Raw genomic sequence first — 15,433 nt, 5'->3', positions numbered from 1 at the left:
TTTGGTCCATGCATCTATTATACGATATTCGTAAAGGTAATTCGATCATCCACGGTAGCAACTTTTACTGTATCTCCGTCGTGAATTCGCCCGTCGATCAGTTCGAGTGCCAAAGGATCAAGTACGCGTTTTTGAATCAAACGTTTAAGTGGTCGAGCGCCGAAACTCGGGTCGTAGCCGTCTCGCGCCAACATATCACGAACGCTATTGTCAAAATTCAGCGTTATGTCGCGACTATCTTTAACTTGGCGAACAACTTTTTCTAATTGCACGTCAACAATCGCACGCATCGATTCGGGATGAATGCGATCAAAAATCACAATGTCGTCGATTCGGTTTAAGAATTCTGGACGGAAATGACCACGAAGCGTTTCTAAAATTTGATTGTCGAGAGAGCTAATGTTGTCGCCCGTGTAATCCATAATCATTTGCGATCCGACGTTGCTGGTCATGATGATGATGGTGTTGCTAAAGTCAATCGTTCGTCCTTGTCCATCTGTCAATCGACCGTCATCCAAAACTTGCAATAGTACGTTAAACACATCGGGGTGTGCTTTTTCGATTTCGTCAAACAAAACCACGCTATACGGACGTCGTCTAACGGCTTCTGTCAATTGACCGCCTTGATCGTAACCGACATATCCTGGAGGCGAACCGATCAATCTGGCTACGGCGTGGCGTTCCATATATTCGCTCATGTCAATTCGAATCATGGCGTGCTCGTCGTCGAATAATTCACGACATAAACTGCGTGCGACTTCTGTTTTTCCCACGCCAGTAGGTCCGAGGAATAGGAATGAGCCAATCGGTCGATTAACGTCGCCGAGTCCAGCGCGTGACCTACGAATGGCGCTTGCTACGGCTGCCACGGCGCGATCTTGTCCGATGACTTGGCGACTGATCGATTCTTCCAATTTGGTCAATTTACTAGATTCGCTTTCCATCAATCGCTCCACCGGAATTCCGGTCCAGCGCGCCACCACGCCAGCGATATCATCGGGCGTAACTTCTTCGCGGAGCAATCGGTCGTGAGTTGGAATTGCCGCCAATTCTTCGCGGGCGCTTGCTAATTTTTTCTCCAGCTCCGGTAAGTCGCCATACTTAATGCGGCTGGCGGTGGCTAAGTCTGCGTCGCGTTCAGCAATCTCCAATTGCGAACGTAGATTGTCCATTTTCTCATTGGCCGTATTGACGGTTTGTAAAATGTCTTTTTCGTGTTGCCATTTTTTATCAATCGCTTCAGCTTTGGCTTTAATTTCGGCAATTTGCTCCTTGATTTCATCTTTGCGAATATTGGCGTGATCGGATTTGTCCTTTTTCAGCGCCGCTTCCTCGATTTCCAATTGCAAGCGTCTATTGTTCAAACGATCCAGTGCAATTGGCACGCTTTCTAATTGCATTTTGAGCGAGCTAGTCGCTTCGTCAAGCAGGTCGACTGCTTTGTCTGGCAAGAATCTGTCAGGCAAATACCTGGTAGATAATCTGGCGGCTGCCACGATCGCGTCATCAGCGATTTTTACTCCGTGATGAATTTCGTATTTTTCCTTCAATCCGCGCAAAATGGCAACAGTGTCGTCAAAGCTTGGTTCGCCAACGTAAACTGGCTGGAATCTTCGTTCTAAGGCGGCATCTTTTTCGACATATTGACGATATTCAGCGAGCGTCGTCGCGCCAATCATATGCAATTTTCCGCGAGCCAGCGCTGGCTTTAACATATTGCCCGCGTCCATGCTGCCTTCGCTTTTTCCAGCGCCAACCATGGTGTGAATTTCATCGACAAAAAGAATAATCTCACCAGCTGCGTCTTCTACTTCTTTCAGAACGGCTTTCAATCGATCTTCAAATTGTCCACGGAAACTAGCGCCCGCCAGAAGACTGGAAATTTCCAGGGAAATTAGTCGCTTATCCTTCAGTGAAGCGGGAACGTTGCCTTTGACAATTCGCTGCGCCAACGCCTCAACAATTGCGGTTTTACCGACTCCTGGCTCACCAATGAGAACGGGATTATTTTTAGTGCGGCGACTCAAAATCTGCATAGTGCGTCGAATTTCTTCATCTCGACCGATCACTGGATCGAGTTTACCCTCGCGTGCTAGCGCCGTTATGTCTGTACCGAATTTTTCGAGTGGTTTAGTTGTTTCTTCTTGATTCATGTTTGGTGGCATAAAATCCTCCTTTTGGTTTTTAGTCCTAATTTGTTGCGCCCCGACAAAAGACAGAATGGTAAAACTTGATGTAGTTATCATAACAAATTAGCACTCTCAGTGCAAGAGTGCTAATAAAATAAATAGTCATTTTGTGATATGTTAAGTGTATGAATATTCTTGTCACTGGTGGCGCTGGATATATCGGCAGCCACACTATCATCGAACTATTATCGTCAAATCATAACGTAGTGGTGGTCGATAACTTATCAAATTCATCCGTCGAGAGTCTGAGGCGAGTTGAAGAAATCACTGGTCAATCAATACCGCTTCATGAATTTGATCTATGCGATCATCGGCGACTATCAGAATTGTTTAAGTCTGAGAAAATTGATGCTGTAATTCATTTTGCTGGGTTGAAGGCTGTTGGTGAATCGGTTGAAAAGGCACTTCTTTACTATAAAAACAACCTCGAAAGCACGTTGGTTTTGCTTGATGTGATGCAAGAATTTGACGTGAAGAAATTGGTGTTTTCTAGCTCGGCAACAGTTTACGGCGACCCAGCTCGATTACCAATTATCGAAGATATGCCGTTGTCTGCCACAAATCCATATGGCCAAACAAAGTTGATGATTGAGCAAATGCTCCGCGATATTTCTGCAACGAATCAAGATTGGCAATTTACGTCTCTTCGCTATTTTAATCCAGTTGGCGCGCATCCGAGTGGCCGCATCGGGGAAGATCCTTCCGGAATTCCAAATAATCTTCTGCCGTTTGTGTCGCAAGTTGCTGTCGGCAAGCGAGACCATTTGAGCGTTTTTGGTGACGATTATGACACTCCAGATGGAACTGGTGTGCGCGATTATATTCACGTGGTTGATTTGGCAAAGGCTCACGTGGCAGCTCTGGAGAATTTAGGTCGACCGAACGAATATAAAGTCTATAATATCGGCACTGGTCGTGGTACTTCGGTTTTGGAATTAGTGAAGGCGTTTGAGAAAGCGTCTGGTCGCGATATTCCATATCAAGTTACGCCACGCCGAGCAGGTGACATTGCGACGTGCTATGCTGACCCAGGATTGGCGGAAAAAGAATTAGGTTGGCGAGCAGAACTGACAATTGAAGATGCTTGCCGTGACGCTTGGAATTGGCAGAGCAATAATCCAAATGGTTACAATGGCTAATTGCCAGATTTGGTGAAAATCTTATTCTCGTAATAAGCGGAACGTTTGGAAAGTTCTGAATTTAAGTTTTCAATTCCGCCGTATTGCTCGACTAGGGTTTTCTTTCCAGAAAATAAATTTGTGCCCAGACCTAATCGGTCGCCGTCAATTTTAACTCCCAGCGCCGCCAAAGTTGACGGATACATATCGAATGTCGTGAATTGACGATTCTTTGAGTGACTAGTCGAAATGGCTGGATTTATGAACGTGTTATAAATGGTTCGCTGATAATTAGTTCCGCCAATTTTTTCGTCGTAGTATGAAGTCTGCATTCCTAAATGGTCTCCAGAAATGACAATAGTGGTGTTTTCATAAAATGGCTGAGACTTAACCCAATTGACGAATGCGGCAACTTGTTTTGAGGAGCAAGCGTGAACATTGTCGTATTGATTACTGAATGTTTTGGCGCAAGTTTCATCCAAATATCCATCGGTAAAATGCGTGTCGGCGGTCAATAGTTGCAAGTTAAACGGCTTGTCTGACGCCGCCAAGCGCGAGGCTTCTTCGCGGGCAAATTGGAATAATTTTTTATCTTCATAACCCCACCAAACTTTGTAATCTTCGGATATTTTTCCGTGTTTTTTGGCGTAATTGTAATCTTCGATATTGAAGTTGCCGTGCTGAGTTAATAATTTATCACGTCCGCCAAAACTTGCTTCAGAGCCCATAATGAACGTTTGATTATAACCTTGTTTTTCTAAAATCTCACCAAGACTATAAGCGCCTGGCAAGAACTTTTTAAACTCGCCCAGGGCGTTATGGTCGCGCCCACCAACCAAGTTTTCTTTCAGTGGTACGCCGGCAGATTGCGCAGCCATTCCCGCTACAGTCCAGCCAGTGTTTGTTGCAGGCAAGGCGCCGCCGACACCGGATGCTTTGTTTGAGAATGAGGTATTTTTTAACGCCAATTCTTCCAGCTCTGGAATGATGGAGGTTTCGGAGCTGCCGCCATTAGCCTTTGACGCCAAAGTGTTTTCCATTGACTCCATATAAATGTATATCAAATTACGCTTTTTCTCTGGAAATGTTAACTTGGCAGTTTTTGGATTGACATAATTTTCTTCGTATAATTTGGTCGATTGGGTCAGGGCATAAATATAGTTAGGGATGCCGAAATTTTGAATCAGAAGGACGATCGCAATTAAAAACATACTCAGCGAGTAAATTGCTTGATTTCGTAATCTCAAAAACGGCAAAGTGAGTTTTCGTGATGATTTGATTTTTTTCAAGCAAAAGGCGATCATGCGATTGATAAAAGAGATCGATTTGTCGAACATTGGGATTAATAAGGCGCCGAATAATAGGAAAACCAGTGGAAGATTTTGCAGGACGGCCGACCATAAATTGTCAGATTTGCCACCAGCTAATCCGTTAACAAAATAAAAAATTATCTCGTCGATTTGCGAATTTTTAAAGACGATATATTTATAGCGTGCCGCAATCAAACAAAATGCCGCCAAAAAAAGCAAAATGATTGATATTGATTTAATCCAGAAACGTTTGGTAAATTTAATTTTTCTCACCATTCTATTATATCACTTACGTTTTTTGCGGATGAAGGGGTATAATAAAAGCATGAGCAAGAATAAGACGCGCACATTCGGAATTAGTTGGTGGATTGGGCTGGTTTTATTTGCGGGGATGATTTGTTTGATGTTGGGCGATATTTTACATCGAGATGGTGTAATTGGCTCAAAAACTGATGTTTTGGTGATGGGCACGAATGCTGGATTTAAGCCGTTTGAATATATTGATAATAATCAAGTGGTTGGGTTTGATGTTGATTTGGCGAGGGAAATTGCTAAAAGCTTGGGCAAAGATTTGAAGGTCGAAGATATGTCATTTGACGGACTACTTCCGGCGTTGGATAGTGGGCAGATTGATATGGTGGCAGCTGGAATGACAGTGACGCCTGAGCGGGAGAAAAATGCGTTGTTTTCAGATCCGTATTATTCGGCTTCACAGAGAATAATTGTTAAAAAGGGCAGTCCGATTCGTAATAAATATCAATTGCCAGGGCGAAAAATTGGCGTACAGCTGGGTACCACGGGTGACACTTTGGCGTCTAAGATTACTGGCGCATCAGTCACACAATTCCAAACCGCGCCGAGTGTTTTGCAGGAATTAAGTTCGGGAAAAATTGAAGCAGTTATTCTGGACGACGCTCCCGCAAAGCAGTATTCGGCTGGATTTTCTGACCTAGAAATCTTACCGGGCGCGCTCAGTGATGAAAGTTATGCGATTGCTATTAAAAAGGACAATAAAGATCTCTTGGAAAAGGTTAATAAAGAAATTGCCAATATGAAAAAAGATGGTCGCTATGAAAAGCTGATCCGCAAATATTTTGGTGAGGAGGCTAAATCGTGAATTTTTGGGAAGTGATTTTTGGCGGCGGTCGATGGCTATTTTTATGGCATGGATTAGAGGTGACGCTGGTTTTGACCGTGTTGTCGCTTATTTTAGGATCGGCAATTGGCGTACTTGTCGCCCTGATGCGCACGTCGAATTTACGACCATTTGGCAGGATGAAAACAAGTAGACTCGCGAACTTTAATCCGCTGGCTAGTTTGGGAAAAATTTATGTCGATATTATTCGCGGCACGCCACTTTTGGTCCAGCTGCTGATTATGTATTACGTCGTTTTTGGGTCATATCAATTTATGCCGAAGATTTTTGTGGCGGCGGTGGCGTTTGGGATAAATAGCGGCGCGTACATTGCTGAGATTATTCGTGGCGGAATTCAGAGTATTGATAAGGGGCAAATGGAAGCGGCTAGGTCTTTGGGTCTGAGTAATTGGCAGGCAATGCGGCTGGTTATTTTGCCGCAAGCAATGAGAAATTCGTTGCCGGCGTTGATTAGTGAATTTATCGCGCTGTTAAAGGAAACTTCGGTTGTTGGTTGGATTGGTCTGAATGATATTATGCGAGGCGCGGATAATATTCGTTTTCAAACGGCGACAGCTTTTCAATCGCTATTTGCCGCTGCGGCGATGTACTTAATTTTGACGGCGATTTTTACGCGAGTAATGGGGCGAGTAGAAAGGAAATTGAAGCATGACGATGATCAGCGTTAAAAACTTGAAAAAAACGTTCGGCACGAATCGAGTTCTTCGCGATATTGACGTGGAAATTGAAGAGGGCGAGATTGTCGTGGTGGTTGGCTCGTCTGGTTCTGGCAAATCGACACTCTTGCGTTGTCTGAACTTGCTGGAGGAACCGACTTCGGGCGAGATTATTGTTGATGGAGTGAAAATTACCGATCCACACGTAAATCTAAACGCTTTGCGTCAGAATATTGGCATGGTTTTTCAGCAATTTAATCTGTTCCCGAATTTGAGTGTGATTGAAAATATTAAATTAGCTCCGAAAAAGCTACGTAAATTTTCAGATCAAAAAGCGACAAAATTGGCGCGAAGTTTGTTGGACGATGTTGGATTATTGGATAAAGCGGACGCTTCGCCGAATAGTTTGTCTGGCGGTCAAAAACAGCGAGTAGCAATTGCGCGGGCGTTAGCGATGGAGCCGAAAATCATGCTTTTTGACGAACCGACTTCAGCGCTAGATCCAGAGATGATTGGCGAAGTTTTGGATGTGATTAGAAAAGTTGCCAAAAAGGGAATGACGATGGTAATTGTTACGCATGAAATGAAATTTGCTCGCGAAGTCGGGACTAGGATGATTTTTCTGGATAAGGGAGAAATTATCGAAAATGGCACGCCAGCCCAGGTAATGGATCACCCGAAAACTGAACGTGCCAAAAAATTCTTCGCCAAATAGTCTAAGCGGCCCAGTTATAGTTCGCTTAGAACTGGAACTTCTGTCAATTTGTTAACTAGCTGGTCCGGGTCAACCTCTGTCAGATAACTCGGTAAAATTCGCGTCGTTTTCGGATCGACGAAGCCGCATTCCGCCACTTCCTTGACGCCGTGAGAAGTTTTCTCTAAGTCAATGTTTTGATAATCTTGCCAGTTGGTGATGAGGAAGAAAAATTCCAATTGCTCATTCGGGCCATGTGCTGATTGTTCGCCTGATTCGGCGAATTGCTGGATAAATAACAACTTGCTGATTTCTGGCTCAACACCCGTTTCTTCGATCATTTCTCGACGCAAGCCGTCCAGCAAGCTTTCGCCCATTTCCAAACCGCCGCCCGGCGTACACCAAAAATCACGACCTTTGCCGGTGTTTGCGGTTAATTTTTGGCAGAAAATTTCGCCGTTTTCATTGATAATAATTCCGCGTACGTTTACTCTTCGTCGCATAAAACCTCCTTTGATTACTAATAGCCAGAGGTTCAATTAGCCCGAACGTACGCTCAATAATTTCATGGTCGGGGTGACTGGATTTGAACCAGCGACCTCACCGTCCCGAACGGTGCGCGCTACCGAGCTGCGCCACACCCCGACGCTAAAAAACAGTATAAAACTAACAGATATTTTTGTCCAATTGTAATTATTAAAATGGAATCGACTAGTTCTAAAATGATATAATATAAGATGGACTTAGAACATAAAGGACTATAAATGAAACATATTTTGCGAATTTTTAGAGGCTATTGGTTGCTGTTTATCATCTTGATTGGATTCACGTATGGCGTTGTGATGGCGAATTTGTGGCTGCCGGATAAAATGTCGGAAATTGTCAATAACGGCATTATTAAACAAGATATGTCGGCGATTTGGAATAATGGCTTGATGATGATTTTGGTGACGGCGGCTGGTGGGTTTTGTTCAATTGTCGTGGGTTTTTTGGCGGCGCGAATTGCTACGGGAATGGCGCAAAAATTGCGATTGAAATTGTTTGAACGAATAGAAAGTTTTTCTTTGGCGGATTTTAACAAGTTTTCTACGGCGTCGCTGATTACGCGCTCAACGAATGATATTCAGCAGATTCAAACAACGTCGATAATGCTGCTGAGACTGGCGTTAATGGCACCGATTATGGCAATTGGCGGTCTGCAAAAAGCCATGAATAATGCGCCCGATTTAAGCTGGATCATCGCTTTGGCGGTGTTTATTTTACTCGTAGTTATCGCTACATTATTTACGATTGCCGTACCTAGGTTTAAGAAATTACAGGCGCTGGTGGATAAACTTAATTTGGTGGCGCGGGAAAATTTGGTCGGGCTAAAAGTTATTCGTGCGTTTCATAACGAAAAGATTGAGCAGAAAAAATTCCAAGAAGCTAACACGGAATTGAATAAGATGAATTTATTTGTGAACCGTTTGATGATGTTGCTTGATCCGATTATGACTTTAGTGATGAACTTTTCGAGTGTGGCAATTGTGTGGTTTGGCGCGCATTTGATAAGTGGTGGCAATTTGCAAATTGGTAATATGATGGCGTTTTTGGAATACGCGATGCAGGTTATAATCTCGTTTTTGCTGCTGTCAATGGTGTTTATTATGGTCCCGCGAGCTGCCGTATCGGTACGTCGAGTTGGGGAGGTTTTAGACACTTTGCCGTCGATTACTGACCCGAAGTCGCCGAAAAAATTACCAAAAGATGCCAAGGGAAAAATTGAGTTTAAGAACGTTACGTTTACTTATCCTGACGCAGATTTGCCGGTGCTTTCGGATATTAATTTTGTAGCTGAACCTGGTCAGACAACGGCGTTTATTGGTAGTACTGGCTCGGGAAAATCGACGCTGATAAATTTGATTCCTCGTTTCTATGATGTTTCGGCGGGGCAGATTTTGCTTGATGGCGTGGATATTAGAAATCTAAAATTGGAAGATTTGTCTGGCCAAATTGGTTACGTGCCACAAAAAGGCGTGCTGTTTAGTGGTACGGTTGCTAGTAATATCAAATACGGCAATACTGAGGCTAGTGATAAGTTGGTTGAAAAAGCGGCCAAAATTGCCCAAGCGGAAGAATTTATTAGCGAATTAAAAAATGGCTATAAAAGTGAAATCGCTCAGGGCGGTAGCAATGTTTCTGGCGGTCAGCGCCAGCGTTTGTCGATCGCGAGGGCTATTGCGGTTGAGCCGAATGTTTACATTTTTGACGATTCGTTTTCGGCGCTTGATTTTAAGACGGACGCGAAGTTGCGGGCTGCGCTTGCAAAGGAAACTAAGAATAAAACTGTGTTAATTGTCGGTCAGCGAATTAATACGATTATGAATGCCGATAAAATTATTGTGCTTAATGAGGGAAAAATTGTTGGTCAGGGAACGCATCAGGAATTGATGAAAGATTGTGAAGTTTATCAAGAAATTGCCGCTTCGCAACTCTCGGAAGACGATTTACAGAAAATGTCTATTGCTGCGAAAGGAGTGTTGTAATGTCTAGACAAACCACGAAAAAACGTCAGCAAGTGCGAATGGGCGGCCCGATGGGCGGAATGGGCACTGGCGAAAAGGCTAAAGATTTCAAGGGAACGGTCAAGAAGCTGATCAAATATTTGTCGGATTTTCGATGGCAAATGTTGATGGTGTTGGTTTTTGCAATTGGGAGCACAATTTTTGCGATTGCCAGCCCGAAGATTTTAGGCGGCGCGACGAATCAAATTGTTGATGATTATGCCAATATGAAAGCCTACGAGGCGATTACTAGCAAATTGCCAAAAGGTGTTTCTTTGCCGGCGGGAACTATTGGCGCGGACGTTTTGAGCCTATTACCAAATAAGTCGGAGATTGAAAAACAGATTCCATCCAGTCAACTCGAATCGATCAAAAAGTTAGATCTTAGTCACCGTCCAGAATTTCATTTTGACGCTATTTGGCGAATAATTATTTTGTTAGTCGGAATGTATGTGTTGAGCGCAATTTTTCGCTATATTCAAACGTGGATAATGACTCAGGTGACACAAACCGTAACTTTCAGAATGCGACAACAATTGTCCGAAAAAATAAATCGTTTGCCGCTGAGTTATTTCGATAAGCAAACTTACGGCGAAGTTCTTAGTCGCATAACTAATGACGTCGATACGATCAGCCAAACGCTAAATCAGAGTTTGTCGCAAATTGTAACTTCAACGGTTACGGTGCTGGGAATTTTGGTGATGATGTTTTCGATTAGCTGGCAAATGTCGCTAGTTGCGCTGCTGGTGCTTCCGCTGGCGGGTGGTGTGATTACGCTAATTGCAAAGAGTTCGCAAAAACAATTTTTACGCCAACAAACGCAACTTGGCGAACTTAATGGACACATTGAAGAAATGTATGGCGGACATCAAGTGATGCGCGTCTTTAATGGCCAGAAAAAATCGATTGCTAAGTTTTCTAAGATCAATAATCGGCTTCAGGATAGTGCTTGGAAGGCTCAATTCTTTTCCGGCTTGATTCATCCGATTATGAATTTTATCAGCAACATTGGCTACGTTGCTATGACAATTTTGGGTGGTTGGCTGGCAATTAATGGTCGGCTAAAAATCGGAGACATTCAGGCGTTTATTCAATACGTCGACCAGTTCAATCAGCCGTTAGTTCAGGTTGCTAATATCGCTAATATTTTGCAATCGACAGCTGCTGCCGCCGAGAGAGTATTCGAGTTTTTGGACGAGCCAGAAGAAGCGGTTGAATCGAATAACTTGGTAAAATTGTCCGACATAAAAGGCGAAGTTGAATTCGACAATGTCGTCTTTGGATATAAGCCAGATCAGACTATCATCAAAGGTTTGTCGGCGCACATTAAGCCAGGTCAGCGCGTAGCGATTGTTGGTCCGACTGGCGCTGGAAAAACGACGCTGGTTAACTTGCTAATGCGATTTTATGAGATCAATAGTGGTTCGATTAAAATTGACGGCGTGGATATTCGTAAAATGAAACGTAGCGATGTGCGTCAAATGTTTGGCATGGTGCTGCAGGATACGTGGCTGTTTAATGGCACGATTCGTCAGAATTTGATGTATGGCAATCCAAAAGCTACCGAGGAAGAAATGATAAAAACCGCCGAAGAAGCGCACGTTGATCATTTTGTGCGGTCGCTGCCGGGTGGCTATGATATGGTCTTGGGCGAGGAGGCTGCCAATATTTCTCAGGGAGAAAAGCAGCTGCTGACAATTGCCAGGGCGATGCTAGAAAAAGCGCCGATGTTGATTTTGGACGAAGCAACAAGCTCGGTTGATACGCGCACCGAAGTCCTTATTCAAAAAGCAATGGAGAAGTTGATGCAGGGAAAAACTAGTTTTGTTATCGCGCATCGCTTGAGTACCATTCGCGACGCCGATTTGATTTTGGTGGTTAAGGACGGGAATATCATCGAGCAGGACAATCACGAAACTCTGTTGAAGCAAAATGGATTTTACGCTGAGCTTTACAATAGTCAGTTTTCTGAGTGATTGACTGCTAATTTTTATATAGTGATATTTTTGTAGCTTTTGGTATGTGTAGCTCAAAATCAATATCAGTTTTCCGGACAATTTCATAATAAGGCGGAGCTGATAAGTTTTTTGGAAGTTCAATTATTTTTCCATCATTAAATAATTGTCCTTGTCTGTAGACATTGTGAATAAACGGTACATTTGGTTTTATTTTTCTCAAGCGATATAACGCTGATTCATGCCGTGTTTCGCCATTTTTAATGACTTTAGGTTGCGTGTGCCATTGTCCCATAATACATAATGTTGGTAGAGAGCCGTCAATTCCGAGGATATTTTTAGCTAGCTGCTCTTCTCGTTCTTGCGGGCTTGGTGGTATGATGGCATCCTCATCTAAATTGTCAAAAAATGTATCAATAAAAACGAGCTCTTTAAGTTGATTTTGCCGCAGAAGAATTGCTATCGTTTTTATCATCTCAAGAGATAGAACGCTTAAGTCAAAAAGGTCTTCATCAACTAAGGAAAAATCGCAAGAGCCGGTCTTTACTGAATTGATGAAGTTGGACGCGGCGGGGCTGGCTTCAATAGCTAATCGTTGTATGTCAAGTTTTTTAACCAAGGTATAGACGATATTGGCATTTTCTTTTATGCCGTGAATTTCGCCGTATACGATTATGTTTGATTTTCGCAAGGTGGACTGAAGCGAATTTAGCTGTCTTATGTCCAGTTGTTTAGGTAAAAATGTTTTGATAATGTCGTGATTATTCATAGGTGCTAATTGATAGTTTACTTCATAAGACAGTAAATATATAGGGTTGTGTCGTTGATAAATTTGTCGATATTTGGCGAACTATTTATAATTAAGTCATGAATATCGCAGACCAACTCCTCACTAAATATCCGATCATTTCTGACCAAGTCGATATAAAAGAACTTGGTGCGCTTTTAAGAGAGTTGGAAAAAACTTTACGCCGTGGCGCCACTGGAAATATTGTGGAGTTTGGCTGTTATGTTGGCACAACTAGTTTGTTTATTCGCCGATTATTGGACGCTTATAATTTTACGGGCGAGTTTCACGTTTACGATTCGTTTGCGGGATTGCCAGAAAAAACCCAGAAGGATAATAGCGCCGCGGGTGATCAATTTAAGGCTGGCGAGTTATTAGCGCCGCGTAAGACATTTGTCCAGAATTTTAAGAAAGCGGTGTTGAAGTCGCCGATTATTCACAAAGGCTGGTTCTCTGATTTTACTTCTGATGACGTGCCGGAAAATATTATGTTTGCGTTTTTTGATGGCGATTTTTATGAGTCAATTGTCGATTCTTTCCGGGTTTGTGAAAGTAAGTTTAATAAAGACGTGATAATTATTGTCGATGATTACGCAAATGAAGCTCTGCCGGGTGCCGCAAAAGCTACTGATGAATGGCTGAAAGTTAATCGACAATTCGTGGCCAGGACTGAAGCTAGTCTGGCAATTATCTCCTCTTGCCCAAAAACATAAACGTGTTACAATTAAAATATCACTAATATAAACAGGGGAGGGTTGTGATGGACGAACCAATTCACATCACGTCTGAAATAGGAAAACTTAAGACCGTTCTATTGCATCGGCCAGGTGAAGAGCTGGAGAATTTGACGCCAGATTATCTGACCGATCTTTTATTTGACGATATTCCATATCTGAAAGTAGCGCAGGCTGAACACGATGCTTTTGCGGAAGTATTGAGAAGTCGTGGAATCGAAGTTCTGTATCTGGATCAATTGGTCGCCGAGGCAATCAACACAGATCAATTGCGCGAACAATTTGTCGATGAAATGTTGGCTGCTTCTAAGCAGGATTCACGCCGTGTTACTCAAACATTGCGTCAATTCTTGTTGGATTTGCCAACTCACGCTATGATCCGCAAGATTATGGCTGGTGTTCGCAAGGATGAAATTACTTTGCCTCCAGATCAGCATCAGCAACTTCATAATATGATCGAGAAAAATCGTTATCCGTTCTATCTCGATCCAATGCCAAACCTATACTTTACACGCGACCCAGCTGCCGCAATCGGTAATGGTTTGACAATCAATAAGATGCACTGGACGGCTCGTCGTCGTGAGTCGCTATTTATGCGCTACATCATCGACCATCATCCACGCTTTGCTAATCGTGCGCCAGTTTGGTATAACCGCACAGAGAAATTCTCAATGGAAGGCGGCGACGAATTAGTATTAAGCGATAAGGTTATGGCAATTGGCGTCTCAGAGCGAACAACCGCTGAGGCAATTGAAAAGATGGCAACCAAGCTGTTTGCTGGCTCGAAATTCGAGAAAGTCATTGCTATGGAGATTCCAAAATCTCACGCCTTTATGCACCTAGATACCGTGTTTACGATGATTGATCGTGATAAGTTTACGATTCACCCAGAAATTCGCGACCATGGCGGCAGGATGAATTGTTTCATTTTGGAGAAGGTTGAAGGTCAGCCATTCCCACGAATTACACACGAAACAGATTTGGAACACGTCTTGAGAGTTGCGCTGGGCTTGCCAAGTGTTACGTTGATTGAGTGTGGCGGTGGCGATCCAATTGCTGCTGCTCGTGAGCAATGGAATGATGGTTCAAACACTTTGGCGATTGCGCCGGGTGTTGTGGTGACTTATGATCGCAACTACGTAACTAACCAGAAATTGCGCGAAAACGGTATCGAAGTTATTGAAATTAGTGGCGCTGAGCTTGGACGCGGTCGTGGCGGTCCACGCTGTATGAGTATGCCTCTAGTACGAGAGGATGTATTCTAATGGCTCAGAGTTTGAAAGGACGATCGCTGCTGACTTTAGGCGATTATACCGCTGAAGAGATTCGCTTGCTATTGGACACGGCTCGTGAATATCGTCGATTGAAATATGCCGGCATTCCGCACCGAATTCATGAGGGTAAAAATGTGGCTTTGTTGTTCGAAAAGACTTCAACGCGAACACGTTGCGCATTTACGGTGGCGGCTAACGATCTTGGAGTTGCGCCAGAATACCTTGGTAAAGATGATATTCAATTGGGTAAGAAAGAAACGGTTGAAGATACCGCTAAGGTCTTGGGTCGAATGTTTGATGGAATTGAGTTCCGTGGCTTTGATCACGCGACTGTTGAGGAATTGGCGCGTCACGCTGGCGTTCCGGTATGGAATGGATTGACCGATAAGTTTCATCCAACACAGATTTTGGCAGACTTCATGACAATTGAAGAACATGTTGGAAAACTGAAGGGAACTAAGTTGGTATTTGTTGGTGATGGTCGTAACAATATGGCGAACTCGCTGATGATCGGCTCGGCTATTATGGGGCTTGATTTCCGTATTTTAGCACCTCGTGAATTGCATCCAGATCAGGCTTTGGTTGATAAGGCAAATCATTTTGCCAGGTCAAGCCACGCACGTATCACCATCACTGACAACTTCGAAGAAGCTTTGCGCGGTGCTGATGTAATTTACACGGATGTCTGGGTTTCAATGGGTGAAGAAGATAAGTTTGCTGAGCGCATTAACCAATTGCGACATTTCCAAGTTAATCGCCAGATGATTAATCTGACGGGAAATCCTGAGGTCAAGTTTATGCACTGTTTGCCAGCATTCCATGACGCATTGACGATTACTGGAAAGAAGATTCAGGAAGATTTCGGTTTAGATTCAATGGAAGTGACGGATGAGGTGTTCCGCTCGCCGCATTCGATAGTTTTTGATCAAGCGGAAAATCGTATGCATACAATCAAGGCTGTGATGGCTTTGACATTGTAGTTGTTGTCGTAATAAGGAGGTTAAGGAGGCTCCGAGG

At 43.4% G+C, this 15,433-nt stretch carries 13 protein-coding genes and 1 tRNA gene; 9 read left to right on the top strand and 5 right to left on the bottom strand.

The annotated features are described in order from the left end of the window. Positions 1-17 precede the first annotated feature (17 nt). Positions 18-2,165: an ATP-dependent Clp protease ATP-binding subunit gene (locus tag LRM48_RS03685; protein WP_275973511.1), complete on the bottom strand. Its 2,148-nt coding sequence runs from the start codon at positions 2,163-2,165 to the stop codon at positions 18-20. A 149-nt stretch (positions 2,166-2,314) separates the two neighbouring features. Here LRM48_RS03685 and galE point away from each other — a divergent pair, with 149 nt between their 5' ends. Continuing rightward, entirely contained in the window at positions 2,315-3,328 is a 1,014-nt protein-coding gene (gene galE / locus LRM48_RS03680; protein ID WP_243812178.1) for a UDP-glucose 4-epimerase GalE, read from the top strand. Here the strand turns inward: galE and LRM48_RS03675 are convergent. Further along, positions 3,325-4,890, bottom strand: coding sequence for an LTA synthase family protein (locus LRM48_RS03675; RefSeq protein WP_243812179.1), 1,566 nt, complete (start codon positions 4,888-4,890; stop codon positions 3,325-3,327). The genes galE and LRM48_RS03675 overlap by 4 nt on opposite strands. A 52-nt stretch (positions 4,891-4,942) precedes the next feature. On the opposite strand from LRM48_RS03675, the gene LRM48_RS03670 reads away from it, so the two are divergent. From LRM48_RS03670 to LRM48_RS03660, 3 genes are read left to right on the top strand one after another with little or no spacing between them, the layout of a single operon-like run. Further along, the gene (locus LRM48_RS03670; protein ID WP_243812180.1) at positions 4,943-5,734 is read left to right on the top strand and encodes a basic amino acid ABC transporter substrate-binding protein; all 792 of its coding nucleotides are present in this window, start codon (positions 4,943-4,945) and stop codon (positions 5,732-5,734) included. Continuing rightward, complete coding sequence (locus tag LRM48_RS03665; RefSeq protein WP_243812181.1) at positions 5,731-6,441, top strand: amino acid ABC transporter permease; 711 nt, start codon at positions 5,731-5,733, stop codon at positions 6,439-6,441. Before LRM48_RS03670 ends, LRM48_RS03665 begins: the two co-directional genes overlap by 4 nt. After that, complete coding sequence (locus LRM48_RS03660) at positions 6,422-7,144, top strand: amino acid ABC transporter ATP-binding protein (protein ID WP_275973512.1); 723 nt, start codon at positions 6,422-6,424, stop codon at positions 7,142-7,144. Before LRM48_RS03665 ends, LRM48_RS03660 begins: the two co-directional genes overlap by 20 nt. 14 nt (positions 7,145-7,158) lie before the next feature. Here the strand turns inward: LRM48_RS03660 and LRM48_RS03655 are convergent, their stop codons facing one another. Together LRM48_RS03655 and LRM48_RS03650 are read right to left on the bottom strand one after the other, a co-directional pair. Continuing rightward, a complete protein-coding gene (locus tag LRM48_RS03655) occupies positions 7,159-7,626 on the bottom strand; it encodes an NUDIX domain-containing protein (protein ID WP_243812182.1) in 468 nt (155 codons plus the stop codon). Positions 7,627-7,691: 65 nt separating this feature from the next. Next, positions 7,692-7,768 (bottom strand) — tRNA-Pro (locus LRM48_RS03650). A gap of 119 nt (positions 7,769-7,887) precedes the next feature. Between LRM48_RS03650 and LRM48_RS03645 the strand changes: the two genes are divergently transcribed. Both LRM48_RS03645 and LRM48_RS03640 read left to right on the top strand, forming a co-directional pair. Further along, positions 7,888-9,648, top strand: coding sequence for an ABC transporter ATP-binding protein (locus LRM48_RS03645; RefSeq protein ID WP_243812183.1), 1,761 nt, complete (start codon positions 7,888-7,890; stop codon positions 9,646-9,648). Further along, complete coding sequence (locus LRM48_RS03640; protein ID WP_243812184.1) at positions 9,648-11,642, top strand: ABC transporter ATP-binding protein; 1,995 nt, start codon at positions 9,648-9,650, stop codon at positions 11,640-11,642. The genes LRM48_RS03645 and LRM48_RS03640 overlap by 1 nt, the downstream gene beginning before the upstream one ends. Positions 11,643-11,649: 7 nt before the next feature. Here LRM48_RS03640 and LRM48_RS03635 read toward each other — a convergent pair whose 3' ends face one another. Next, entirely contained in the window at positions 11,650-12,390 is a 741-nt protein-coding gene (locus tag LRM48_RS03635) for a hypothetical protein (protein ID WP_243812185.1), read from the bottom strand. Positions 12,391-12,488: 98 nt separating this feature from the next. Between LRM48_RS03635 and LRM48_RS03630 the strand changes: the two genes are divergently transcribed. From LRM48_RS03630 to argF, 3 genes are read left to right on the top strand one after another with little or no spacing between them, the layout of a single operon-like run. After that, entirely contained in the window at positions 12,489-13,121 is a 633-nt protein-coding gene (locus LRM48_RS03630; RefSeq protein WP_243812186.1) for a TylF/MycF/NovP-related O-methyltransferase, read from the top strand. Positions 13,122-13,168: 47 nt separating this feature from the next. Beyond that, the gene (gene arcA, locus LRM48_RS03625; RefSeq protein WP_129744223.1) at positions 13,169-14,407 is read left to right on the top strand and encodes an arginine deiminase; all 1,239 of its coding nucleotides are present in this window, start codon (positions 13,169-13,171) and stop codon (positions 14,405-14,407) included. After that, a complete protein-coding gene (argF, locus tag LRM48_RS03620) occupies positions 14,407-15,396 on the top strand; it encodes an ornithine carbamoyltransferase (RefSeq protein ID WP_129744224.1) in 990 nt (329 codons plus the stop codon). The genes arcA and argF overlap by 1 nt, the downstream gene beginning before the upstream one ends. Positions 15,397-15,433 lie beyond the last annotated feature (37 nt).

Source organism: Candidatus Nanosynbacter sp. TM7-008 (assembly GCF_022828245.2).
In the GTDB taxonomy this organism is placed as follows: domain Bacteria; phylum Patescibacteriota; class Saccharimonadia; order Saccharimonadales; family Saccharimonadaceae; genus Nanosynbacter.
Note: the sequence above shows the minus strand (reverse complement) of the source record. Positions and strands in the feature narration are given on the sequence as shown.

Bases quoted from the DNA above. Each gene is read 5' to 3' on its own strand.
- LRM48_RS03645 (WP_243812183.1), top strand. From the start codon at position 7,888: ATGAAACATATTTTGCGAATTTTTAGAGGCTATTGGTTGCTGTTTATC.
- LRM48_RS03660 (WP_275973512.1), top strand. From the start codon at position 6,422: ATGACGATGATCAGCGTTAAAAACTTGAAAAAAACGTTCGGCACGAAT.
- LRM48_RS03685 (WP_275973511.1), bottom strand. From the start codon at position 2,165: ATGCCACCAAACATGAATCAAGAAGAAACAACTAAACCACTCGAAAAA.
- argF (WP_129744224.1), top strand. From the start codon at position 14,407: ATGGCTCAGAGTTTGAAAGGACGATCGCTGCTGACTTTAGGCGATTAT.
- arcA (WP_129744223.1), top strand. From the start codon at position 13,169: ATGGACGAACCAATTCACATCACGTCTGAAATAGGAAAACTTAAGACC.
- LRM48_RS03640 (WP_243812184.1), top strand. From the start codon at position 9,648: ATGTCTAGACAAACCACGAAAAAACGTCAGCAAGTGCGAATGGGCGGC.
- LRM48_RS03635 (WP_243812185.1), bottom strand. From the start codon at position 12,390: ATGAATAATCACGACATTATCAAAACATTTTTACCTAAACAACTGGAC.
- LRM48_RS03630 (WP_243812186.1), top strand. From the start codon at position 12,489: ATGAATATCGCAGACCAACTCCTCACTAAATATCCGATCATTTCTGAC.
- galE (WP_243812178.1), top strand. From the start codon at position 2,315: ATGAATATTCTTGTCACTGGTGGCGCTGGATATATCGGCAGCCACACT.
- LRM48_RS03655 (WP_243812182.1), bottom strand. From the start codon at position 7,626: ATGCGACGAAGAGTAAACGTACGCGGAATTATTATCAATGAAAACGGC.
- LRM48_RS03670 (WP_243812180.1), top strand. From the start codon at position 4,943: ATGAGCAAGAATAAGACGCGCACATTCGGAATTAGTTGGTGGATTGGG.